Genomic DNA, 23415 nt, shown 5'->3' with positions numbered 1-23415 from the left:
CCTGCCCTACTCGATGAAGATCCTGCTGGAGAACCTGCTCCGCCACGAGGACGGGGGGAACGTGCTGCCGGCGCACATCGAGGCGGTCGCCACCTGGGATCCGAAGGCCGAACCGGATACCGAGATTGCCTTCATGCCCGCGCGCGTGGTCCTGCAGGACTTCACCGGCGTGCCCTGCGTGGTCGACCTGGCCGCGATGCGCGACGCGGTGGTCCGGCTCGGCGGCAAGGCCGCGCAGATCAACCCGCAGATCCCCTCCGAGCTGGTGATCGACCACTCGGTGCAGGTGGACGTGTTCGGCCGCCCCGACGCGCTGGACATCAATGGCCGGATCGAGTTCGAGCGCAACCGCGAGCGCTACGGTTTCCTGCGCTGGGGCCAGAACGCATTCGGCAACTTCAAGGTGGTGCCGCCCAACACCGGCATCGTCCACCAGGTCAATCTCGAACACCTGGCGCGGGTGGTGATGACCGCCGACAGGGACGGCCAGGCCTGGGCCTATCCGGACACCGTGTTCGGCACCGACTCGCACACCACCATGATCAACGGCATCGGCGTGCTGGGCTGGGGCGTGGGCGGCATCGAGGCCGAGGCGGCCATGCTCGGCCAGCCGTCGTCGATGCTGATCCCGCAGGTGGTCGGCTTCAGGCTCACCGGCATGCTGCCCGAGGGCGCCACCGCCACCGACCTGGTGCTGACCGTCACCCAGATGCTGCGCAAGCACGGGGTGGTCGGCAAGTTCGTCGAGTTCTTCGGCGACGGCCTGCAGCACCTGCCGCTGGCCGACCGCGCCACCATCGGCAACATGGCGCCCGAATACGGCGCGACCTGCGGCTTCTTCCCGGCCGATACCGAGACGCTCCGCTATCTCAACATGTCGAGCCGCGCGCCCGAGCGCATCGCGCTGGTCGAGGCCTATTCGAAGGCGCAAGGCATGTGGCGCGAGGACGGCATCGAGGACCCGGTGTTCACCGACACGCTCGAGCTCGACCTCGGCGACGTCGTTCCCTCCATGGCCGGCCCGAAGCGCCCCGAGGGGCGTGCGCCGCTCGAGGACATCGCCGCCAACTTCGCCGTGGCGCTGGAAGCCGAGTACAAGAAGACCGTCGACACGGCGCGCCGCTACGCGGTCGAGGGCGAGAGTTTCGACCTCGGCCATGGCGACGTGGTGATCGCCGCGATCACCTCCTGCACCAACACCTCGAACCCGAGCGTGCTGATCGGCGCCGGCCTGCTCGCCCGCAATGCCAACCGCGTCGGCCTCAAGCAGAAGCCGTGGGTCAAGACCTCGCTCGCGCCCGGCAGCCAGGTGGTGGCGGAATACCTGTCGAAGTCCGGGCTCCAGCCGGAGCTGGACAAGATCGGTTTCAACCTCGTCGGTTTCGGCTGCACCACCTGCATCGGCAATTCCGGCCCGCTGCCGGGGCCGATCTCCAAGACCATCAACGACAAGGGCCTGATCGGCGCGGCGGTGCTGTCCGGCAACCGCAACTTCGAGGGCCGCGTGTCGCCCGACGTGCAGGCCAACTACCTCGCCTCGCCGCCGCTGGTGGTCGCCTATGCGCTGGCCGGCACGGTGACGAAGGACCTGACCAAGGAGCCGCTGGGCGAAGGCGCGGACGGCAAGCCGGTGTATCTCAAGGACATCTGGCCGACCACGCAGGAGATCCAGGAGTTCATAGAGAAGTACGTCACCCGCGAGATCTTCGCCTCGCGCTATGCCGACGTGTTCAAGGGCGACGAGAACTGGCAGAAGGTGCAGGCGCCGGAGGGCCAGACCTATACCTGGGACGACGCCTCGACCTATGTGCAGAACCCGCCCTATTTCGTCGGCATGGGCCACAAGGCCGGCGACATCAAGCCGGTTCAGAACGCGCGCATCCTCGGCCTGTTCGGCGACAAGATCACCACCGACCACATCTCGCCGGCCGGTTCGATCAAGGCGGCCTCGCCCGCCGGCAAGTACCTGATCGACAACCATGTCGCGGTCGCCGACTTCAACCAGTACGGCACGCGGCGCGGTAACCATGAGGTGATGATGCGCGGCACCTTCGCCAACATCCGCATCCGCAACCACATGCTGGGCGAGAACGGCAAGGAAGGCGGCTACACGATCCACTACCCGTCGAAGGACGAGCTGTCGATCTACGACGCGGCCATGCGCTACCGCGAGGAGGGCACGCCGCTGGTCATCTTCGCCGGGGTCGAATACGGCAACGGCTCGTCGCGCGACTGGGCGGCCAAGGGCACGAACCTGCTCGGCGTGCGCGCGGTCATCGCCCAGTCCTTCGAGCGCATCCACCGCTCCAACCTCGTCGGCATGGGCGTCGTTCCGTTCACGCTCGAGGAAGGCACCAGCTGGGCCTCGCTCGGCCTGAAGGGTGACGAGACGGTGACGATCGACGGCCTCGAGACCATCAAGCCGCGCCAGAAGATGGTGGCCAAGGTCACCTTCGCCGACGGGACGGTGAAGGAGGTTCCGATCCTCTGCCGCATCGATACGCTCGACGAGCTCGACTACTTCAAGAACGGTGGCATCCTGCAATACGTGCTGCGCGACCTCGCGGCGTAAGCCGCCAATCCTTCTCCCCGTTCACGGGGAGAAGGTGGCCCGAAGGGTCGGATGAGGGGCTGAGCCGATCGTCCAAGGTTTGCGCCGCCCCTCATCTGCCTGCTGGCATCTTCTCCCCGTAAACGGGGAGAAGAGCTACTGCCGCCAAGGCGAGATTATTCCTTCGCCGGCGCGCCGTGCCGCGCCACGGCGGCGAGGACGACGCCCAGCATCAGCCCGTTGAACGAGTGCCACAGGAAATGCGTGCCGAGCGGCATCGCCTCGCATACAACCGGATCGAGCGCCCGGAAGGTGACCGAGACGACGAAGACGCCGACCGCGGCGAGGTTGTACCAGCCGGCCGGATTGCCGGCGCGGATGATCCAGACGCCGAAGAAGGCCAGCGCCAGGAAGGGCGGCAGGTAGCCGGTCGTGCCGTTCGACGCCACGCGCAGCCATTCCGGCACGTTGGCGGTCAAAAGCGCGGCGACGGCGTAGAAGGCGACGAAGATCGCCAGCGATTTCGCCCACGAGAAATGCAGGAAGCGGCGCAGGCAGAACAGCGTGTAGGCGAGCGTGAAGCCGGCGATCGGCAGGATGTCGGCCCACATGGTCAGCGTGTTGGCGAAGGTGTGGAACAGGAACGAGCCGACGCCGATGGCCACCACCCACCAGGCGAGCACCTCGGCGAAGGCGCCGGCGCGGTTTTTCCGCACCGCGTAGACGCCCCACAGGCCGGCGGCGACGAAGGCGAGGTTGGTCAGCGCGTTGACGGGCTCGGACCAGAATTCAGGCCCGGTGCGCTCGCAGTAATTGTCGATGGCTGAGTAGAGATTCTCGAACATGGCATGTCCTGATGTGGGGTGGTGTCGGGTCGGGAGCGGGCCGGGATCGGGCCACGAGCGGGAAGAGGTGAATTTCACTGCAAATTGACTTCCCGTCACGCGCGGGGGTGCCTAATCTTCCCGCCGGTTCATCGGGGTGGGCCGAAGGCGTGCCGGCATTGCCCGCGCCGATGATGCGGTGCTGCGGGAGGGTTCGATGAGCCTTGGAACGATCGGGAAAATCCGTTGGTCTTGACCTTTCTCAGGCTGTCGACAGCCGCGTTGATCCTTGCAATCGCCAGTGGCGCCGCCGCCGGCGATTTTGTCAAGTCATCGGCGAGCCGGCCGCGGGCCGTGGTCGAGCTGTTCACCAGCCAGGGCTGCGGCTTCTGCCCGCCGGCCGACGCGCTGCTCGCCGACCTCGCGCGCTCCGACGACGTCATCGCGCTCGCCTATCATGTCGATTACTGGGACTATCTCGGCTGGCGCGACACCATGGCCAGCCCCGAGAACACCGCCCGCCAGCAGGAATACAGCCGCGCCTTCGGCACGCGCTCGGTGTTCACGCCGCAGGCGGTGGTCAACGGTCGCGAGCAGATGAACGGGGCCAAGCGCGGCAAGGTCGAGGCGGCGATGCGGCGCATGGCCGGCGGGCCGGACGGCATGATCGTCGACGTCACGGTCTCCTACGAGGGCGAGGCGATGGTGGTCGAGACCGGGGCGGCGGACCGGCCGGTGCGCAACGCCCAGATCCTCGTCGTCTATTTCGAGCCTGCGACGCAGGTGCGGATCGAGCGCGGCAAGAATGCCGGCCGCGCCTGGACCTATCTCAACGCCGTCTCCGGCTTCCACTCCGCCGGCATGTGGCATGGCGAGAAGACGCGGATCGAGTTGCCGAAGAACGCCATCGCGCGCAAGGGTGCGGGTGGCTGCGCGGTGCTGGTGCAGGAGATGGACGCGGACAACCTGCCCGGCGCGATCCTCGGCGCGGCGATCCTGCCCAATTCCGGAAGCTGATCCCGGGAAGCTGACGCAAAAGGAAGGCCGGGACAAAACAAAACCGGCGCTGATGGGATTCAGCGCCGGCAATTGCTTGCTTTGGGATCGTCGTCGCCTTCGTTCCGGATTTTCCCGGAGTTGGTTCGGTCCAGCCTTGGCCCTGTGGGCGGGGGGCTTGGGGTTACAGGTCCAAACCGGACCGAACCGTCTCAGGCAACGATCGGATCGTCGCCGGACAATGGGGCGGCAGCTTGGGTAAAAAACGGCGACATTGTGGCAAGCCATCACCAATGAAAACAGTGTGTGGCGCTTTGTGAACGCGGGCCGGACGGGTGCTTCGGGTGCGCCCCCGGGCGAAACCGGGCCTTGCCGCGGCCCGCAGCCGGGGGCTTGCTTTTCGCGGCGGGGCGGGCGAGGCTGCCCCTGTCGTCAAACTGTCATCGAAAGGGCGGCGCATGACCGATTACGGCTCGGGAATGGAGGGTGGGGACGATTCCTCGATAGTCGTCCCGCTTCATGAAGCTCGTCTTCAGGCAATGGGGCACGGGCGGGACGAACTGCCGGTCACCTTCCACCGGCGCGAGCTCGATCTCATTCTCAGGGTCTACGGCCACGGGGTCGCCAGCGGCGAGTGGCGCGACTACGCCATCGACCACATGAAGGACCGCGCGGTGTTCTCGGTCTACCGGCGCACCAGCGAGGTGCCGCTCTACCAGATTCACAAGGTGCCGGCGCTGGCGCGCAGGCAGGGCGCGTTCTCGGTGGTCGCCGCCTCGGGACTGATCCTCAAGCGCGGCCACGAGCTCGCCCGCGTGCTCGCCGTGTTCGACGCCAAGCCGAAGCTGGTGCGCGCCTGATCCTGCCGCACGCGCCCCGGGCTCAGATCGCCTCGCCGCGCAGGAGGCGCGGGGCGCGCTCCGACAGGCCGGCGGCCTGTCGGATAAAGTAGTCCTTCAGGCGCGGCATGCGCTCCACCAGCCCGAGGCCGAGATCGCGCACCGCGCGCAACGGCGCGACGTCGTTCGAGAACAGGCGCGTCAGCACGTCCGTGGTGATGCCCATGCGCAGCGTGTCGAAGCGCCGCCATTCCTGATAGCGTTCCAGCACGTCGAGGCCGCCGATGTCCCGGCCGAGCCTGTCGGCCTCGACGATCGTCTCGGCCAGCGCCGCGGCGTCGCGCAGGCCGAGGTTCAGCCCCTGCCCGGCGATGGGGTGGATGCCGTGGGCGGCGTCGCCGGCGAGCGCGAAGCGCTGGCGCACGAAGTCGCGCGCCAGCGTCAGGCCGAGCGGCCAGGCGCGGGGCTTCGACAGGACGCGGATCTCGCCGAGCTTCAGGCCGAAGCGGGTTTCCAGCTCGGCCTCGAAGACGATCTCGTCCTCGGCGACCAGCCGCTCTGCTTCCGTGGTCTTCTCGCTCCAGACGATGGAGGAGCGGTTGGTGCCGTCCTCGGCGGGTGCGAGCGGCAGGATGGCGAAGGGGCCGGCGGGCAGGAAATGCTCCTCGGCGCGGCCGCCATGCGGGCGTTCGTGGCCGACGGTGCAGACGATGCCGGACTGGCCGTAATCCCAGTGGACGGTGCCGATGCCGGCCATGTCGCGCAGGCGCGAGCGCACCCCGTCGGCGGCGACGAGCAGACGCGTGGCGAGCGAGGCGCCGTCGGCGAGATGGACGGTGACGTGGCGCGTGCCGGTGTCGAAGCCCGAGACGCCGACGCCCTCGATCAGGTCGATGCCGAGTTCCTCGCAGCGCCGGCGCAGCGCCGCGTTCAGGTCGCGGTTGAACACCATATGCGCGAAGGCCTCGCCCGGCGCGATCTCGCCCTCGAAGGACAGAAAGACCGGGCGAACCGGATCGGCGGTGCGCGAATCGGTGATCACCATGTCGGTGATGGCCTGCGCCTTCGGCGCGATCTCCTCCCAGCAGCCCAGCCGCTCCAGCATGCGTATCGCCGCCGCGGCGATGGCCGAGGCGCGGCCGTCGCGCTGCCACACGCCCTCGGGTGCGGCGTCGACGACGCCCACATTCAGGCTCGGCCGCGCCTCCGCGACCGCGACCGCGAGGGTGAGGCCGACATAGCCGGCTCCCGCGACGATGACGTCGAAGCCGTTTTCCTGTCCATCCATCGCTGGCGTCCTTCCGTTCATGCCGTGCGCGCCGGTCCATGTCCTGACCCGGCCCATGCCTTGACTTGCCGGGGCGATCGTTGCAACCCCCATTCCGGAGATCGCAACCGCCCGGGGGATAGCGTCATGTCGCAGGCCATGCAGGAGCTTCTTAGCATACTCGACCTCGAGAGGCTCGAACACAACCTGTATCGCGGCAGCAGCCACAAGGTCGGCTGGCAGCGCGTTTTCGGCGGGCAGGTCATCGGCCAGGCGCTGGTGGCGGCGCAGCGCACCGTGGTCGAGGGCCGCCACGTCCACTCGCTGCACTGCTACTTCATGCTGCCGGGCGACCCGGCGGTGCCGATCATCTACAATGTCGACCGGCTGCGCGACGGCGGCTCCTTCACCACGCGGCGGGTGACGGCGATCCAGCACGGCCGGGCGATCTTCTCGCTCGAATGCTCGTTCCAGATCGAGGAGGAGGGGCTGGACCACCAGATGCCGATGCCCCTCGACGTGCCGCCGCCCGAATCGCTGCGCAGCCAGTTCGACCTGTTGCAGGAGGCGGGCCACACCATCCCCGAGGCGATCCGGACCTTCTGGGCGCGCGAGCGGCCGCTGGAGGTCAGGCCGGTCAATGTCGAGCACTACACCAGCCGCTGCAAGCTGCCGCCGCAGCAGAGCGTCTGGATCAGGACCACCGGCGCGGTGCCCGACGAGCGCCCGCTGCAACGGGCGATCCTCGCCTACCTCTCCGACATGACGCTGCTCGACACCTCGACCTTCGCCCACGGGCGGATCGGCTTCGACCCCGAGCTGCAGATGGCGAGCCTCGACCACGCGATGTGGTTCCATCGCGACCACGCGCTCGACGACTGGCTGCTCTACACCCAGGACAGCCCCAACGCGATCGGCGCGCGCGGCTTCTCGCGCGGGTTCCTTTATGCGCGCGACGGCACGCTCATCGCCTCGACGGCGCAGGAGGGGCTGGTACGGCTGCGCACGCAGCCTAGAAATTAGGCAATATCGCCATATTGCACAGTTTTTGATCCCGAATGGCGTTCCTCCTGCGGGGGCGGAACGCCGGCTTTCGGGAAGAATCCTTCCATAACAGAGAGTTGACCCCGGCTTCGTGCAACTGGCACGCGGCTTGAATCACCATTTGCGATCATCGGCCGTCAAGGCGGTTCGACGAGGTCATGGCAGAGGCGGGGCACGCCCCCTGAACCAGCAAAGGGTGAAACCTGATGAAAATCGTGATGGCAATCATCAAGCCGTTCAAGCTCGACGAGGTGCGCGAGGCGCTCACCGCGATCGGGCTCGAGGGGCTGACCGTCACCGAAGTCAAGGGCTACGGGCGGCAGAAGGGCCACACCGAGATCTATCGCGGCGCGGAATACGCCGTCAGCTTCCTTCCCAAGGTGAAGGTCGAGGTCGCCGTGGCCGACGAGTTCGCCGACAAGGCCGTCGAGGCAATCTCGACCGCCGCCCGCACCGGGCAGATCGGCGACGGCAAGATCTTCGTCTACGGCATCGACAAGGCGTTGCGCATCCGCACCGGCGAAACCGACGGCGACGCGCTGTGAGCGGCCGTCCGGTTCCCCTGCCGTGAGCGCGCAACCGATCCCCGCGCGCCGCGAGCGCGCAATAAATTCAGGAGTCACAATGATGAGACTATCGACCTTCGCTCCCGCTGCGCGCGCCCTGGCCGCCGCACCGGCGCTCGCCGCGCTCGCCGCCCTGCCGGCCTGGGCGCAGGAGGCCGCCGAGGAGGCGGCCACGGAGGCCGCGCCGGCGGCTTCCGCCCTCGACACCGGCGACACCGCCTGGATGCTGATCTCGACCGTGCTGGTCCTGTTCATGATCTTGCCGGGCCTCGCGCTGTTCTATGGCGGCCTCGTGCGCGCCAAGAACGTGCTCTCCATCCTCATGCAGTGCACGATGATCACCGCCGTGGTCATCGTCGTGTGGGTGACATGGGGCTACTCGTTCGCCTTCGGCGGCGGTGACAGCCCGTACTGGGGCGGCTTCGGCAAGCTGTTCCTTTCCGGCGTGACGCCCGAATCCGAATCCGGCTCGATCCCCGAATACGTCTTCATCGCCTTCCAGATGACCTTCGCCTGCATCACGCCGGCGCTGATCGTCGGTGGCTTCGCCGAGCGCATCAAGTTCGGCGCGGTGATCGCCTTCGTCGTGCTGTGGGTCACCTTCGTCTACTTCCCCATCGCCCACATGGCATGGGACGGCGCGGGCCTGTTCTATGGCTGGGACACCTACGACTTCGCCGGCGGCACCGTGGTCCACATCAATGCCGGCATCGCCGCGCTCGTCGGCGCGATCATGATCGGCAAGCGCGCCGGCTACGGCCGCGACAACATGGCCCCGCACTCGCTGCCCTTCACGCTGGTCGGCGCGGCGATCCTGTGGGTCGGCTGGTTCGGTTTCAACGCCGGCTCGGCCGCGGCCGCCAACGGCACGGCGGCGCTCGCCATGGTCAACACCTTCACCGCCACCGCCGGCGCGACGATCGCCTGGTCGCTGATCGAGAAGGCGCAGCGCGGCAAGGCGTCGATGCTGGGCGCGGCCTCGGGCATCGTCACCGGCCTCGTCGCGGTGACGCCGGCGGCCGGCTTCGTCGGCCCGGTCGGCGCCATCGTGCTCGGCGCGGTCGCCAGCGCCGTCGCCTACTGGTTCGTGGCCGTGGTCAAGCACAAGCTCGGCTATGACGACTCGCTCGACGTGTTCGGCATCCACGGCGTCGCCGGCATCGTCGGCGCCATCGGCACCGGCATCTTCGCCGCGCCCGCGCTCGGCGGCGTCGGCTATCCCGAAGGCGTCGGCATGGCCGGCCAGGTGTGGACGCAATTCCTCGCCGTCGCCATCACCGTCGTGTGGTGCGGCGTGGTCTCGGCGATCCTCTACAAGCTGGTCGACGTGACCATCGGGCTGCGCCCGAGCGCCGAGAACGAGGCGCAGGGGCTCGACCTCGCCTCGCACGGGGAGGCGGCCTACCACTCCTGATCTCACCGATTTCAGGCGCCGGACCAGCACCCCGGCGTCGGGAATGCGGCGACGCGAAAACGCCGTCGCAATTTGGCCCGGCCTTCTGGCCGGGTCCTTTTTATCTGCGGGATAGGGAAGGGATCGGCCTCAGAAGAGATCGACGTCGCCGGCGGCGTCCTCGTCTTTCGCCGTCACGTCGAGGCCGGCGGTGCCGATGGTGCGGATCATCTCGGTCAGGGTCAGCGTGCGGGTGGCGCCGGAGGTGTCGATACGCCAGTGCGGGTGGGCGGCCTCGGACAGCGCGCGCAGGAAGCCGGCGACCCCGGCGATGCGCTGGGCGGACAGGTCCGCGTCCTGCATCGCCCGGACGTAGTCGGCATCGGTGGCGCCGGCGCTCCATGTCGTGCGCGCTATCGCCGCCTGGTTGCGGTCGATGCGGCCGGCGATGTCCTCGAGCTCAAGGCGTATCCGGGCAAGGACGTCGGTGAACCGTTCCGTTTCAGCGGCGCTGTCGTCGCGCTCCGGCAGGGCCATGCCACGCCTCCCCTCTTACGCAATACCAGTCACAAGGGGCCGCACGCGGCCTTGAAAAAGTCAGTGCAGCCTGCCGACGATGGCCTCGAGCGCGCGGCGCAGCTGGTCGGGGTTGAACGGCTTGGTCAGGTAGTTGTTCAAGCCCAGCTTGCGGCCCTCGTCCAGCACCGCCCGGTCCGGGCTGCCGGTCAGGATCATGAACGGCGTGCGTGCGGTCGGCTTGTAGGTGCGGATGGCATGCAGGAGCTGCAGCCCGTTCATCTTCGGCATGTTCATGTCCGAGATGATGAGATGCGAGGGCGTCGTCATCATCATCTTCATCGCCTGCTCGCCGTCGGCGGCGACCTGGATGTTGCGGAAGCCGAGCGTCTCGAGCGCGTCGCGGACAAGCAGGCGGCTCGTGGTCGTGTCGTCCACGACGAGGATTCTCAACTGGGCTAGAAGCGACATGGCTCGGTATTCCTCTTAAGGCAGTCGTCAGTTCGGGAGACCCTGCCCGGCCTGGTCCCGGGTCAGCACGCTGTCGAGCGCGATCAGAATGATCATGCGCCCTTCCATCGCGATGACGCCCTTCATGAAGGCGCGGGCGAGCTCGGAGGCGACGTTGGGCGTCGCCTGGATCGAACCCGAATCGACGGTCAGGATGTCGGAAACGGCATCGACCAGCAGGCCGATGGTCTGGTTGCCGACCTGGGTTATGATGATGACGTGGCGGGCGCTCGGCTCCGCCGGGGAGAAGCCGAGGCGGGCGGCGAGGTCGACCACCGGCAACACCGCGCCGCGCAAATTGATGACGCCCTTGACGTATTGCGACGAATGCGGAAGCGGCGTCGTCGGCGTCCAGCCGCGGATGTCGCGCACCGACATGATGTCGAGGCAGAATTCCTGAGCCCCGAGGCGGAAGGCGATCAGCTCGCTGTTCGCCGCGTCCTGTTCGGTCATCATCTGCGTCATGCTGCGCTCCTCTTGCGGTTGGCGTCGGTGCGCGCGGCGTCCGCGCGCGAGCCGGCGACGATGGCGTCGACGTCGAGGATGACCGCGACGCGGCCGTCGCCCAGGATCGTCGCTCCGGCGACGCCGAAGACGTGGCCGTAATTGGTCTCGAGGCTCTTGATGACCACCTGCTGCTGGCCGATGATGCCGTCGACCATCAGCGCGCATTGCGACTGGTTCTCGGTCTCGACCATCATCGCCACGCTTTGCAGCGGGTCGGCCTCCTCCTCGCGGTAGCCGAGCACGGCGCCGACGTCGATCAGCGGGATGAAGGCGCCGCGGATGCCGATGACGCGCGCCTTCTCGCCCAGCCCGTGGACATCGGGTGCCTTGGGCTGGAGCGTCTCGACGATAGCCGACAGCGGCACGACCAGCGTCTGGCCGGCGACGGTGACGACCATGCCGTCGAGCACGGCGAGCGTCAGCGGCAGCGACAGGGTGAAGGTGGTGCCGAGGCCCGGCCGCGAGGTGATGGTGATGCGCCCGCCGAGCGCCTGGATCGAGCGGCGCACCACGTCCATGCCGACGCCGCGCCCCGACACGTCGGAGATGGTGTCGGCGGTCGAGAAGCCGGGCGCGAAGATCAGGTCGTCGATCTCGGCGTCGGAAAGCTGCGCGTCCTCGGAGACGATGCCGCGGTCGACGGCGATCTGGCGCACGCGGCTGCGGTTGATGCCGGCGCCGTCGTCGGAAACCTCGATCACGACGCGGCCCGAACGGTGGGCGGCGACCATGCGCACCGTGCCCTGCTCGGGCTTGCCGGCCTTCAGCCGATCCTCGGGCTTCTCCAGCCCGTGGTCGATGGCGTTGCGGATCATGTGGGTCAGCGGGTCGGCGAGGCGCTCGATCACGGTCTTGTCGACCTCGCAATTCTCGCCCTCGGTGACGAGGCGCGCCGACTTGCCGGTCATGTCGGCGACCTCGCGCACCACGCGCGACATGCGCTGGAAGATCGGGCGCACCGGCTGGGCGCGGATCGCCATCACCGAATCCTGGATCTCGCGCGTCAGGTGCTCGAGATCGTCGAGGCCGACCGCGACGTCGGAGAGGCGGGCGATGCCGGCCTCCATGACGCGCTGGGCCAGCATCGACTGGTTGATGACCAGCTCGCCGACGAGGTCGATCAGGCGGTCGACGCGGTCGAGGTCGACGCGGATGGTCGCGCCCGGCTGGGCGGCCTGCTGGGTGTTGGCGGCGGCGGGCTTTTCCGTCGGGGCCACGGCCGGCGGGCTTGCCGGGACGGCAGGCTGGATCGTCACGACGGGGGCGGGAGCCGGGCCGGCGGTTTCGGCCGCTTCCTCGGCCGCGACCTGCGCGAGGATCGCCTGCACGGTCTCGGCGGCGTTGGTCTCGTCCATCACCGGCGCGGCGATGGCAGTCTCGATCGTCAGGTCGCAGTCGAACTCGACGAACTCGAAGATCTCGCGCACGGCGCTCTCGTCGACCTCGCCGGTGAAGGCGATGTCCCAGGAGAGATAGGCGCCCTCGGGATCGAGCTCACCGAGGAGCGGCACAGCGGAGGTGTCGCAGGCGACATCCATCTCGCCCAGCCGGCCGAGCTCGCGCAGCAGCCGCAGCGCGTCGTTGGCCTTGGCGTAGAGCTCAGGCTTGGGCGTGAAATGGACCTTGACCGTCTCGCGGATGCCGGCGGCCTCGTCGTCGGCGATCAGCGTGTCGAAGGAAATCTGCACCGGGGCGAAGCCGAACTCGTCGACCTGCGCGCCGTCGTCCATGGCCAGCGGCTCGAAGGCGGGCACAGCCTCGACAGTCGGCGCGGGAGCCTGCTCGGCGCCGCCGGCGCGGGCGAGCTCCTCGCTCATCAGCGACACGCGCGCGCCGTCCATCTCGCCGCCGTCGCGCGAGATGCGGACGAGGTCGGCGAGGATGTCGGCCGAGCGCAGCATCAGCTTGACGATCTGCGGCGTGATGCCGAGCTTGCCCGAGCGCATGCCGTCGAGCGTGGTCTCGAAGGTGTGGGCGAAGCGCACCAGATCGTCGAGGCCGAAGGCGCCGGCGCCGCCCTTGATCGAATGCACGGCGCGGAAGACGGCGTTGATCGTCTCGAGGTCGCCTTCCTCGCGCTCGATGGCGAGAAGCCCGTCCTCCAGCTCGGTGAGCTGCTCCTCGCATTCCTGGAAGAAGGTCTGCTTGATGGCTGCCATCGTGTCCATGGAGACGATTCCCTTCCTCTGGCCCTGCTCAGGCCGCGACGCGATTGATGGCGGTGACGAGCTTGACCGGGTCGAAGGGCTTGACGATCCAGCCGCTGGCGCCGGCGCGGCGGGCCCGGTCCTTCTTGTCGTCGACGCTCTCGGTCGTCAGCACGAGGATCGGAATGGCGCGATAGCGGTCCGAGCCGCGCACGGCCTCGATGAAGCCGAAGCCGTCCATGCGCGGCATGTTGATGTCGGTGATGATGACGTCGGGATCGCAGGTTTCCAGAACCTCGAGCCCGTGAACGCCGTCCTCGGCCTGGAGGACTTCCATGCCCGCGTCCCGCAGCGCGGCCTTGAGCATCTCGCGGATGGTGCGCGAATCGTCGACGGTCAGGATGGTCTTGGCCATGGTCAGTCGTTCCTTGCCGTAAGATCGGAGGGGGCCGTAAGATCGGAGGGGGCGGTAAAATCGGAGGGGGCGGTGAACCGGGAGATGTCGAGCCCGGCGGTGCGGATGGCGTCGGCGAAGGCGGGCGACGGCTCCTCGAGCGTCAGCTCCATCCCGTCCGCGCTCCATGTCGCGGCGGCCGACAGCAGCACCTGCAGGCATTGCGCGCCGATCCGTTCGACCTGCGAGGCGTTGAGCGCGAGATCGGCGCCGCGCGCCGCGACGAGTTCGGCGGCCAGAGGCGCGGCGGCCTTGATGTCGAGTTCGCTGGGAAGCGTCATGCCCCCGGTTGCGGCTTTCGCCATTCCCCACTCCTTTGAAGCCCCCGGGCGGTTCGCCCACGGCTCCGGTCGCTATCGCTGGCGCAGGCGAAGTCGCTCGCGCGCCCGAAGGCGCGGCGCGGCGGCCGATGCGCTGAATGTTCGACATTCCGGTCGATGCCGGATCAGGGGCGCGGCGTCATGCCTTTGGCGAAGTCCCCCTCCAAGCCCCGCCTAATCCATAAGCGATGACTGGTTTCGCTAATATTAACGACAGGCTGTTCTTGACGCCAAAGAAAAGCCCCGCCGCGAGGGCGGGGCGAAACCTTGCCGGAGGACGGCAGGGGAGGCGCGGCGTCAGCCGTTCTGCGCGGCGGTGACGATGATCTCGACGCGGTATTTCGGGGCGGCGAGCTTCGCCTCGCCGGTGGCGCGGGCCGGCGTGTTGCCGGCCGGGACCCAGGCGTCCCACGCCGCGTTCATCTCGGCGAAGTCGTTGATGTCGGCGAGCCAGATCTGCGCCGACAGGATGCGCTCCTTCGAGGAGTTGCACAGCGTCAGCAGCCGGTCGATTTCGGCCAGCACGCCTTCGGTCTGCTCCCTGACCGTCGCGCCCTCGGCGATCTGGCCGGCGAGGTAGATGACGCCGTTGAAGATGTTGGCCTCGCTCATGCGCGGGCCGGTCTCGTGGCGGATGATGGTCATGGGGGCTCCTTCGTGTTGCGGTGCCGCGGCTTGTAAAGCATTTTGCAGCCAGACGGAAACGTCTGGCGTCGCATAAATGCGGCCAGATCGAGCAGCCGGGCGGTTCGGCCCGCGGGCAACCGGTCAGACGAAGCTCGCCCGCTCGGCCTCGACGGCGGCGGCGATGAAGGACGACACCGCCTGGACGCGGCGCAGCGGCCTGACCGTCTCGTGATAGACCAGCCAGTAGGCGCGGCGGATCGGCGGCGCGAGCGGCACCGGCACGAGGTCGTCGTGGCCGCGGGCGATGAAGGTGTGGAGGATGCCGATGCCAGCGCCGGCGCGCACCGCCTCCATCTGGCCGAGCGCGGAGGAGACGGCGAAGCTGGCCTGCCAGTCGGGCACGATCTCGGGGCCGTAGTCGAGCGACGGGCTGATCAGCAGGTCGGCGACATAGCCGATCAGCCGGTGGCGCCTGAGCTCGGCCGGCGTCGCCGGCAGGCCGTGGCGCGCCGCGTAGGCGCGCGAGGCGTAGAGGCCGAGCGTGTAGTCGACGAGCTTGGCCGCGACCAGCCGTCCTTCCGTCGGGCGCTCGACGGTGATGGCGATGTCGGCCTCGCGCCGCGACAGCGAGAACGAGCGCGGCACCGGCACGAGCTGGATCGCGAGCGCCGGGTGGCGCTCGGTCAGCACGCCGAGCCGGGGCGCGAGGAAGGCGACGCCGAAGCCGTCCGGCGCGCCGATGCGCACTGTGCCGGCGACCTCGTCGCTCTCGCCGGCGATGTCGGCGCGCGCGGCGATCATGTCGGCCTCGATGCGCTCGGCGGTGGCGAGGAAGCGCTGGCCCTCGGTCGTCAGCTCCGAGCCGGTGGTGAGGCGCCGGAAGAGCTTGGCCCCCAGCGCGCGCTCCAGCGCGGCGATGCGGCGCGAGACCGTGGCGTGGTTCAGCTCGAGCCGCCGCGCCGCGCCGAGGATCTGCCCCGCCCGCGCCACGGCGAGAAAGATGCGCACGTCGTCCCAGTTCATCGCCGGTCCTCCCCCCGTTGCTTCCATCGGGGCACCCCTTGCGTTGCATTGCAACAAATGATGACCGGCTATGCAAGAGCTTTATTTGACGCACAACGGATGCGGATTTGGTCGCGTTGCATTCGCGCGCCCGACACGGGACAATGGCGTCGACGTCTTCAAGGGCCAGAATTTTTATGGGAGAGAAACGATGATCGAGGTCGGGCATTTCATCGGCGGCAAGCGCGTCGCCGGCAAGAGCGGACGCAGCCAGGACATTATGCAGCCGATGGACGGCTCGGTGCGCGGCAAGGTGGCGCTGGCGAGCGCGGCCGAGCTGCGCGAGGCGGTGGAGAACGCCAAGGCGGCGCAGCCGGCCTGGGCGGCGACCAACCCGCAGCGGCGCGTGCGCGTGCTGATGAAGTTCCTCGAGCTGGTGCAGCGCGACTATGACGATCTGGCCGACGCGCTGGCGCGCGAGCACGGCAAGACCATCCCCGACGCCAAGGGCGACATCCAGCGTGGGCTCGAGGTGGTCGAGGTCTGCATCGGCGCGCCGCATATGATGAAGGGCGAGTTCACCGACGGCGCCGGCCCCGGCATCGACGTCTATTCGCTGCGCCAGCCGCTCGGCGTCGTCGCCGGCATCACCCCGTTCAACTTCCCGGCGATGATCCCGCTGTGGAAGATCGCGCCGGCCATCGCCGCCGGCAACGCCTTCATCCTCAAGCCCTCGGAGCGCGACCCGTCCGTGCCGATGCGCATCGCAGAGCTGTTCCTCGAGGCGGGGCTGCCGGCCGGAATCCTCAACGTCGTCAACGGCGACAAGGAGGTGGTGGACGCCATCCTCGACGATCCCGACGTCAAGGCCATCGGCTTCGTCGGCTCGACGCCGATCGCGCACTACATCTATTCGCGTGGCTGCGCCAACGGCAAGCGCGTGCAGTGCTTCGGCGGCGCCAAGAACCACCTCATCATCATGCCGGACGCCGACATGGACCAGACCGTCGACGCGCTGATCGGCGCGGGCTACGGCTCGGCCGGCGAGCGCTGCATGGCGATCTCGGTCGCCGTGCCGGTGGGCAAGGAGACGGCCGACCGGCTGGTCGAGAAGCTCGTCCCGCGCGTCGAGGCGCTGAAAGTGGGCCCCTCGACCGACATGGGCGCCGATTTCGGCCCGCTGGTGACCAAGGAGGCGCTGGCGCGCGTCAAGGGTTACGTCGACACCGGCGTCAAGGAAGGCGCCAAGCTCTTGGTCGATGGCCGCGACTTCACCATGCAGGGCTACGAGAACGGCTACTACATGGGCGGCTGCCTGTTCGACGAGGTGACGCCGGATATGCGCATCTACAAGGAGGAGATCTTCGGCCCGGTGCTCTCCGTGGTGCGCGCGGCGAACTACGAGGACGCGATCCGCCTGCCGAACGAGCACGAATACGGCAACGGCGTCTCGATCTTCACCCGCGACGGCGACGCGGCGCGCGATTTCGCCAGCCGCGTCCAGGTCGGCATGGTCGGCGTCAACGTGCCGATCCCGGTGCCGATCGCCTACTACACCTTCGGTGGCTGGAAGGCGTCCGGCTTCGGCGACCTGAACCAGCACGGCTCCGACGCCTTCCGCTTCTACACCAAGACCAAGACCGTCACCTCGCGCTGGCCGAGCGGCATCAAGGACGGCGCGGAGTTCGTCATCCCGACGATGAAGTGAGGCGGGACGGCGCGGCCTGCCGGCCTCGTCGCGGAAATGGATGGCGGGCGCCCCGAAAGGGCGCCCGTTTCGCGTTTCTCAGGCACGGCCGGAGCCGGCGCGCGTCCGGGGCCGCGCCGCGGCGGATGGCGGCGGGATGAACTTGCCGTGATTTTTCACCGCTTTTTTGTTGCATCGCGGCAGGGCGGCGGCCGGCGCGGAAAATGTCGGATTCGCGGCCGACAATTGGTGCTGGACGGATTTGTCGTCGGGCCAGCCTTGACAAGAAACCGCCTTCGTCCTGCGAAAGAACGCAAGTTCTTGCGTAATTTCCGCAACTATCGTGCGTTCATGCAAGGACATTGCATCTTGCCGGTGCTAGCTTCCGCCCCGGTCCATGAGGGCGGCAGGCATGCGCAGACATGCCGCCGTGTCTTGTCGAGGGGACGACGCTGGCCGAAATTTGCCGTTGCAATCCCGCTTCGACGTAATAGGACTAGGAGAAGAACAGAAAGGGACGCGCCCGCCCGGCGACGTCCCAGGGGAGCGGCACGAGAATGGAATATTTCGTCCAGCAGCTTATCAACGGGCTGACGCTCGGCTCGATCTACGGGCTGATCGCGATCGGCTACACGATGGTGTACGGCATCATCGGCATGATCAACTTCGCCCATGGCGACATCTTCATGATCGGGTCGTTCATCGCACTGGCGATGTTCCTGATCCTGACCAGCGTCCTCGGCTTCGCTTTCCTGCCGGTGGTGCTGCTGATCGTGCTTATCGTGGCGATGGTGTTCACCTCCGCCTGGGGCTGGACGGTCGAGCGGCTCGCCTACCGGCCGCTGCGCGGCTCGTTCCGCCTCGCGCCGCTGATCACCGCCATCGGCATGTCGATCCTGCTGCAGAACTTCGTGCGCGTCAGCCAGGGCGCCCGCGTCAAGCCGCTGCCGCCGCAGATCCAGGGCGGCATCACGCTGTTCGAGGGCAACACGGAAACCGGCGCCATGGTCGTCCAGCTCTCCTACATGCAGCTCATCATCATCGTGACCACCGTGGTGCTGATGGCCGCCTTCACGCTGCTGATCAACAAGACCGCGCTCGGCCGGGCGCAGAGGGCCTGCGAGCAGGACCGCAGGATGGCGGCGCTGCTCGGCGTCAACGTCGACCGCACCATCTCGCTGACCTTCGTGATGGGCGCGGCGCTCGCCGCCGTCGCCGGCTTTATGTTCCTGCTGCTCTACGGGGTGATCGACTTCTACATCGGCTTCCTCGCCGGCATCAAGGCGTTTACCGCGGCCGTTCTCGGCGGCATCGGCTCGCTGCCCGGAGCGATGCTCGGCGGCCTGCTGATCGGGCTGATCGAGGTGTTCTGGTCGGGCTACTTCACCGTCGAGTACAAGGACGTCGCGGCCTTCTCGATCCTGGCCATCGTGCTCATCTTCCTGCCCTCGGGCCTGCTCGGCCAGCCTGAAGTCGAAAAGGTCTGACCCATGGCGAACGCTGCAAACACCCGTTTCGCGGATTCGGTTCGCGACGCCTTCATCGCCGCGATGCTGGTCGCGGTCCTCGGCTTCTTCTTCCTCGCGCTCAAGACCGACATCGCGCCGGGCGGGCTCGCGCTCTCCACGCGCTGGGGGCTGTGGTTCACTTCGATCGCGCTCGTCTTCGGCGTGCGGCTCGGGCTGAACCTGCTGGTCTTCCACCGGGCGCCGTCGGCCTCGGCAGGCGGGGCCGGCACGCTGGCGAAGCTCGCCGGCCGCCTGCCCGACATGAGCGGCTGGACGAGCTGGGCGTTCCTCGTCTTCGCCATCGCGCTGCCGTTCTTCATCATGACGTTCTTCCCCGGCCAGCAGCGCCAGTACATCGACCTGTCGATCCTGATCCTGACCTATGTGATGCTCGGCTGGGGGCTGAACATCGTCGTCGGCCTCGCCGGCCTGCTCGATCTCGGCTACGTCGCCTTCTACGCGCTCGGCGCCTATTCCTTCGCGCTCCTGTCGACGCATTTCGACGGGATCGGCTTCTGGACGGCGCTGCCGCTCGCCGGCATCCTCGCCATGTTCTGGGGCGTCATCCTCGGCTTCCCGGTGCTGCGCCTGCGTGGCGACTACCTCGCCATCGTCACGCTCGCCTTCGGCGAGATCATCCGCGTCGTGCTACTCAACTGGTACGACTTCACCGGCGGCCCGAACGGCATCTCCGGCATCCCGAAGCCGACCTTCTTCGGGCTGGAGTTCACGCGCGGCGAGGGCGGCTTCGCCGATTACTTCGGCATCCCGTTCTCGACCATCCACCGCTTCGTCTATCTCTACTTCATCATCCTCGTGCTCGCGGTCGTCACCCATCTGGTGACGATGCGCCTGCGCCGGCTGCCGATCGGCCGGGCATGGGAGGCGCTGCGCGAGGACGAGATCGCCTGCCGCTCGCTCGGCATCAACACCACCAACACCAAGCTGACGGCCTTCGCCATCGGCGCGATGTTCGGCGGCTTCGCCGGCTCGTTCTTCGCCACGCGGCAGGGCTTCGTGTCGCCGGAGAGCTTCACCTTCATCGAGTCGGCGATCATCCTCGCCATCGTGGTGCTCGGCGGCCTAGGCTCGCAGATCGGCGTCGTCATCGCCTCGATCATCATGATCGGCGGCATGGAGATGCTGCGCAATCTCGGCTTCCTGACGCAGATCTTCGGGCCCGATTTCGACCCCGTGCAGTACCGCATGCTGATCTTCGGCCTCGCCATGGTGCTGATCATGGTGTGGAAGCCGCGCGGCCTCATCGCCTCGCGCGATCCGTCGGTCGTCTACAAGCAGAAGAAGAAGATCGGGGCCGACATGGTCGCACAGGGCGAGGGTCACTGATGTCTGCCGCTGTCATGAAAGCTGAAACCTCCACCGAAGCCGGCGCGTCCTGGGATGCCGATCCCATCCTCAGCGTCGAGCACCTGACGATGCGCTTCGGCGGCCTCGTCGCCATCAACGACCTGTCGTTCAGCGTCGGGCGCGGCGACATCACCGCGCTGATCGGCCCGAACGGCGCAGGCAAGACCACGGTCTTCAACTGCATCACCGGCTTCTACAAGCCGACGGAAGGGCGCATCGTCATGCGCCACGGCCCCGGACGCCAGCAGGAGACCGTCGACCGGCTGACTCTGACCGGCAAGAAGTGGGAGCAGGCCGGGGACGGCTCGGCGTTCCTGCTCGAGCGCATGCCCGATTTCGAGATCGCCAAGCATGCCAAGGTCGCGCGCACCTTCCAGAACATCCGCCTGTTCGGCGGCATGACGGTGCTGGAGAACCTGCTCGTCGCCCAGCACAACCGGCTGATGGTGGCGTCGAACTTCACCGTCGGCGGCATCCTGCACCTGCCCGGCTTCCGCAAGGCGGAGGGCGAGGCGATCGACAAGGCGATCTACTGGCTCGAGCGGGTCAAGCTGATCGACCGCGCCGACGACCCGGCCGCGGACCTGCCCTATGGCGACCAGCGGCGGCTCGAGATCGCCCGCGCCATGTGCACCGAGCCGCATCTGTTGTGCCTCGACGAGCCGGCGGCGGGCCTCAACCCGCGCGAATCGGCCGAACTCAACGCGCTGCTCCAGTACATCCGCAAGGAGCACGACACCTCCGTACTCTTGATCGAGCACGACATGGGCGTGGTGATGGAGATATCCGACCACATCGTCGTGCTCGACTACGGCGTCAAGATTTCGGACGGCGACGCCGCCTTCGTGCGCAACGACCCGAGCGTGATCGCCGCCTATCTCGGCGTCGAGGATGAGGAGATCGAGGAGGTGCCGGAAGTGGCGTCCCTCGTGGTCGAGGCGCTCGGCGAGGAAGCGGCCGTCGAAGCCGGCATCGAGGCGCCGGCGATCGACCCCGGCGAGGCGCTGGCCGCCGTCGCCGAGTCCGCGGCCGCGTCCGCGCCCGAAAGCCACCCCGGAAAGCGCCCTGCCGGCCTCGACAAGCCGCAGGAGGGCGGCGCGGACGACCTGACCCGCATCAAGGGCATCGGGCCGGTCAACGCGAGGAAGCTCAACGGCCTCGGCATCTGGCATTTCGCACAGATCGCCGCCTGGCGGAAGACGGAAGTCGAATGGGTCGGCTCCTATCTCTCCTTCCCGGGCCGGATCGAGCGCGAGGACTGGGTGGGGCAGGCGAAGGGACTGGCCAAATCCGGCGCGCCGCGCAAGAAGGGCAAAGGCAAGACGGGCAAAGACGGGGCGGGAGACGGCAAATGAGCAACGCTTCGCAAAGCCCGCTGCTGTCGGTTCGCGGGGTGGAGACCTATTACGGCAAGATCGTCGCCCTGCGCGGCGTCGACGTCGACGTCCACCGCGGAGAGATCGTCACGCTGATCGGCGCCAACGGCGCCGGCAAGTCGACGCTGATGATGACGATCTGCGGCGACCCGCGCGCCCGCGCCGGCACCGTCGTCTATGACGGCACCGACATCACCAGGATGCCGACCCACGACATCATGAAGCTGGGCATCGCCCAGTCGCCGGAGGGGCGACGCATCTTCCCGCGCATGACGGTGATGGAAAACCTGCAGATGGGCGCGCTTCTGGTGCCGCCGCAGCATTTCGACGACGATTTGAAGCGCGTGTTCGAGCTGTTCCCGCGTCTCAAGGAGCGCGCGGGCCAGCGCGGCGGCACGCTGTCGGGCGGAGAGCAGCAGATGCTCGCCATCGCCCGCGCCCTGATGAGCCGGCCGAAGCTCCTGCTGCTCGACGAGCCCTCGCTCGGCCTCGCACCGCTGATCGTCAAGCAGATCTTCGAGGTCATCAAGGAGCTGAACCGCAGCGAGGGGCTGACCGTGTTCCTCGTCGAGCAGAACGCCTTCCATGCGCTGAAGCTGGCGCATCGCGGCTACGTCATGGTCAACGGCAACATCACGATGAGCGGCACCGGGGCGGAACTCTTGAAGCGCGAGGAAGTGCGCGCCGCCTATCTCGAAGGCGGAAGGCACTAGAAGGGGCGGACCATGGAACATCAGAACACGCTGATCTGGGAAGTCACCTTCTGGGAGTTCATGCTGGTGACGGTGGTGCTCGCCGGCGGCGCGGCGTACCTGACCGGCCGGGCCATCGCCAGCGTCTGGCAGGGCACGCGCCAGATCGTCATCTACATGCTGCTGCTGGCGGCGGCGACGCGCTTCATCCACTTCGCCCTGTTCAAGGGGACGCTGCTTTCCCTGCATTACTACGTCGTCGACCTGATCGTCCTGCTGATCGCGGCGGTCATCGGCTTCACGATCACGCGCCGGGCGCAGATGGACCGGCAATACGGCTTCCTGAAGCGGAACGGCGCGGCCTGAGCCGCGGGACGCGGGGAATTTCCGCGGCGTTCGCGCCGCGAACGGGGATCGGCAAGAAAGCCTTTATTTCGCTGGGGAATTGGGCTTTTATGTCGAACAAGCGGGTAGGGAACACCCGCAGGTCGCCGGGGCGGGACCAAACACCGTCTCGCCTTGGCGCAGGAAACCGTCAGGTGTTTATGGGAGTCATCATGAAGAAGGCACTTTTGGCAGGCGCGGCGCTCGGCCTGGTTTTCTCGAGCCCCGCTCTTGCGGACATCGTCATCGCCACCGCCGGCCCGATGACGGGGCAGTACGCCTCGTTCGGCGCGCAGATGAAGGCCGGCGCGGAAATGGCCGTCGAGGACATCAACGCCGCCGGCGGCGTCAACGGCGAGCAGCTCAAGCTCGAGATCGGCGACGACGCCTGCGATCCGAAGCAGGCGGTCGCGGTCGCCAACCAGTTCGCGGGACAGGGCGTCCAGCTCGTGGCCGGCCACTTCTGCTCGGGCTCGTCGATCCCGGCCTCGGCCGTCTACGCCGAGGAAGGCATCATCATGATCTCGCCGGCCTCGACCAACCCCACCTTCACCGACGAGCGCCCCGGCCCCGGCATCTTCCGCATGTGCGGTCGTGACGACCAGCAGGGCGACGTCGCCGGTCAGTTCCTGATCGACAACTACGCCGACAAGAAGGTGGCGTTCATCCACGACAAGACCGCCTACGGCCAGGGCCTCGCCGACGCGACCATGGCGGCCTACGAGAAGCTCGGCGGCAAGCCGGCGCTCTACGAGGCCTACACCGCCGGCGAGAAGGACTACACCGCGCTCGTCTCCAAGCTGAAGGCCGAGGGCGTCGGCGTCCTCTATGTCGGCG

At 67.8% G+C, this 23415-nt stretch carries 24 protein-coding genes; 13 read left to right on the top strand and 11 right to left on the bottom strand.

Translation table 11 applies throughout. From position 1 onward, the window contains the following. A partial coding sequence (gene acnA / locus M9945_RS22660) for an aconitate hydratase AcnA (RefSeq protein WP_367946345.1) occupies positions 1-2572 on the top strand: 2572 nt, incomplete at its 5' end. Positions 2573-2727: 155 nt separating this feature from the next. Here the strand turns inward: acnA and M9945_RS22655 are convergent. Further along, a complete protein-coding gene (locus M9945_RS22655) occupies positions 2728-3396 on the bottom strand; it encodes a ceramidase domain-containing protein (RefSeq protein WP_367946344.1) in 669 nt (222 codons plus the stop codon). A gap of 231 nt (positions 3397-3627) precedes the next feature. On the opposite strand from M9945_RS22655, the gene M9945_RS22650 reads away from it, so the two are divergent. Both M9945_RS22650 and M9945_RS22645 read left to right on the top strand, forming a co-directional pair. Next, on the top strand, positions 3628-4392 hold the full coding sequence (locus M9945_RS22650; RefSeq protein ID WP_367946343.1) for a DUF1223 domain-containing protein: 765 nt from the start codon (positions 3628-3630) through the stop codon (positions 4390-4392). A 437-nt stretch (positions 4393-4829) separates the two neighbouring features. Continuing rightward, positions 4830-5231, top strand: coding sequence for a DUF2794 domain-containing protein (locus tag M9945_RS22645; RefSeq protein WP_367946342.1), 402 nt, complete (start codon positions 4830-4832; stop codon positions 5229-5231). A gap of 22 nt (positions 5232-5253) precedes the next feature. On the opposite strand, the gene M9945_RS22640 is transcribed toward M9945_RS22645, so the two are convergent. Beyond that, on the bottom strand, positions 5254-6498 hold the full coding sequence (locus tag M9945_RS22640; protein WP_367946341.1) for a ubiquinone biosynthesis hydroxylase: 1245 nt from the start codon (positions 6496-6498) through the stop codon (positions 5254-5256). A gap of 126 nt (positions 6499-6624) precedes the next feature. Here M9945_RS22640 and tesB point away from each other — a divergent pair, with 126 nt between their 5' ends. The 3 genes from tesB to M9945_RS22625 all read left to right on the top strand — a co-directional run bounded on the left by tesB (position 6625) and on the right by M9945_RS22625 (position 9501). Further along, entirely contained in the window at positions 6625-7500 is an 876-nt protein-coding gene (gene tesB, locus M9945_RS22635; protein WP_367928819.1) for an acyl-CoA thioesterase II, read from the top strand. Between the two features lie 227 nt (positions 7501-7727). Further along, positions 7728-8066, top strand: a complete 339-nt coding sequence (locus M9945_RS22630) for a P-II family nitrogen regulator (RefSeq protein ID WP_367928818.1) — start codon at positions 7728-7730, stop codon at positions 8064-8066. Between the two features lie 82 nt (positions 8067-8148). Then, a complete protein-coding gene (locus tag M9945_RS22625; RefSeq protein ID WP_367946346.1) occupies positions 8149-9501 on the top strand; it encodes an ammonium transporter in 1353 nt (450 codons plus the stop codon). A gap of 129 nt (positions 9502-9630) precedes the next feature. On the opposite strand, the gene M9945_RS22620 is transcribed toward M9945_RS22625, so the two are convergent. The 8 genes from M9945_RS22620 to M9945_RS22585 form a co-directional block, all read right to left on the bottom strand. Beyond that, positions 9631-10017: a hypothetical protein gene (locus M9945_RS22620; protein ID WP_367928817.1), complete on the bottom strand. Its 387-nt coding sequence runs from the start codon at positions 10015-10017 to the stop codon at positions 9631-9633. Between the two features lie 60 nt (positions 10018-10077). Beyond that, positions 10078-10467, bottom strand: a complete 390-nt coding sequence (locus M9945_RS22615) for a response regulator (RefSeq protein WP_367928816.1) — start codon at positions 10465-10467, stop codon at positions 10078-10080. A gap of 27 nt (positions 10468-10494) precedes the next feature. Then, a complete protein-coding gene (locus tag M9945_RS22610) occupies positions 10495-10971 on the bottom strand; it encodes a chemotaxis protein CheW (RefSeq protein WP_367946340.1) in 477 nt (158 codons plus the stop codon). Beyond that, positions 10968-13181, bottom strand: a complete 2214-nt coding sequence (locus M9945_RS22605; protein ID WP_367946339.1) for a chemotaxis protein CheA — start codon at positions 13179-13181, stop codon at positions 10968-10970. The genes M9945_RS22610 and M9945_RS22605 overlap by 4 nt, the downstream gene beginning before the upstream one ends. Positions 13182-13209: 28 nt before the next feature. After that, positions 13210-13575 (bottom strand): response regulator, encoded by a 366-nt coding sequence (locus M9945_RS22600; RefSeq protein WP_367946338.1) that lies wholly within the window; start codon positions 13573-13575, stop codon positions 13210-13212. Between the two features lie 2 nt (positions 13576-13577). Beyond that, positions 13578-13919 (bottom strand): STAS domain-containing protein, encoded by a 342-nt coding sequence (locus tag M9945_RS22595; RefSeq protein ID WP_367946337.1) that lies wholly within the window; start codon positions 13917-13919, stop codon positions 13578-13580. A 312-nt stretch (positions 13920-14231) separates the two neighbouring features. Further along, positions 14232-14579 (bottom strand): RidA family protein, encoded by a 348-nt coding sequence (locus tag M9945_RS22590; protein WP_367928811.1) that lies wholly within the window; start codon positions 14577-14579, stop codon positions 14232-14234. A 123-nt stretch (positions 14580-14702) separates the two neighbouring features. Further along, positions 14703-15584, bottom strand: coding sequence for a LysR family transcriptional regulator (locus M9945_RS22585; RefSeq protein WP_367946336.1), 882 nt, complete (start codon positions 15582-15584; stop codon positions 14703-14705). A gap of 190 nt (positions 15585-15774) precedes the next feature. On the opposite strand from M9945_RS22585, the gene M9945_RS22580 reads away from it, so the two are divergent. Next, positions 15775-17271, top strand: coding sequence for a CoA-acylating methylmalonate-semialdehyde dehydrogenase (locus M9945_RS22580; protein WP_367946335.1), 1497 nt, complete (start codon positions 15775-15777; stop codon positions 17269-17271). Positions 17272-17349: 78 nt separating this feature from the next. Here M9945_RS22580 and M9945_RS22575 read toward each other — a convergent pair whose 3' ends face one another. Next, on the bottom strand, positions 17350-17613 hold the full coding sequence (locus M9945_RS22575; protein WP_367946334.1) for a hypothetical protein: 264 nt from the start codon (positions 17611-17613) through the stop codon (positions 17350-17352). Between the two features lie 194 nt (positions 17614-17807). On the opposite strand from M9945_RS22575, the gene M9945_RS22570 reads away from it, so the two are divergent. The 6 genes from M9945_RS22570 to M9945_RS22545 all read left to right on the top strand — a co-directional run. Continuing rightward, positions 17808-18737 (top strand): branched-chain amino acid ABC transporter permease LivH, encoded by a 930-nt coding sequence (locus tag M9945_RS22570; RefSeq protein ID WP_367946333.1) that lies wholly within the window; start codon positions 17808-17810, stop codon positions 18735-18737. A 3-nt stretch (positions 18738-18740) separates the two neighbouring features. Further along, the gene (gene livM / locus M9945_RS22565; RefSeq protein WP_367946332.1) at positions 18741-20105 is read left to right on the top strand and encodes a high-affinity branched-chain amino acid ABC transporter permease LivM; all 1365 of its coding nucleotides are present in this window, start codon (positions 18741-18743) and stop codon (positions 20103-20105) included. A gap of 14 nt (positions 20106-20119) precedes the next feature. Beyond that, entirely contained in the window at positions 20120-21481 is a 1362-nt protein-coding gene (locus tag M9945_RS22560; RefSeq protein ID WP_367946331.1) for an ATP-binding cassette domain-containing protein, read from the top strand. Continuing rightward, on the top strand, positions 21478-22215 hold the full coding sequence (locus M9945_RS22555) for an ABC transporter ATP-binding protein (protein ID WP_367946330.1): 738 nt from the start codon (positions 21478-21480) through the stop codon (positions 22213-22215). The genes M9945_RS22560 and M9945_RS22555 overlap by 4 nt, the downstream gene beginning before the upstream one ends. 12 nt (positions 22216-22227) lie before the next feature. Further along, entirely contained in the window at positions 22228-22560 is a 333-nt protein-coding gene (locus M9945_RS22550; protein ID WP_367946329.1) for a DUF6867 family protein, read from the top strand. Positions 22561-22751: 191 nt separating this feature from the next. Then, positions 22752-23415 (top strand): branched-chain amino acid ABC transporter substrate-binding protein (locus tag M9945_RS22545; protein ID WP_367946328.1); only part of this gene is annotated, 664 nt, incomplete at its 3' end.

This window comes from Aquamicrobium sp. (assembly GCF_023954335.1).
Classification (GTDB): domain Bacteria; phylum Pseudomonadota; class Alphaproteobacteria; order Rhizobiales; family Rhizobiaceae; genus Aerobium.
The sequence above is the reverse complement of the archived record's forward strand: the minus strand, read 5'-3'. Positions and strand labels throughout refer to the sequence as shown.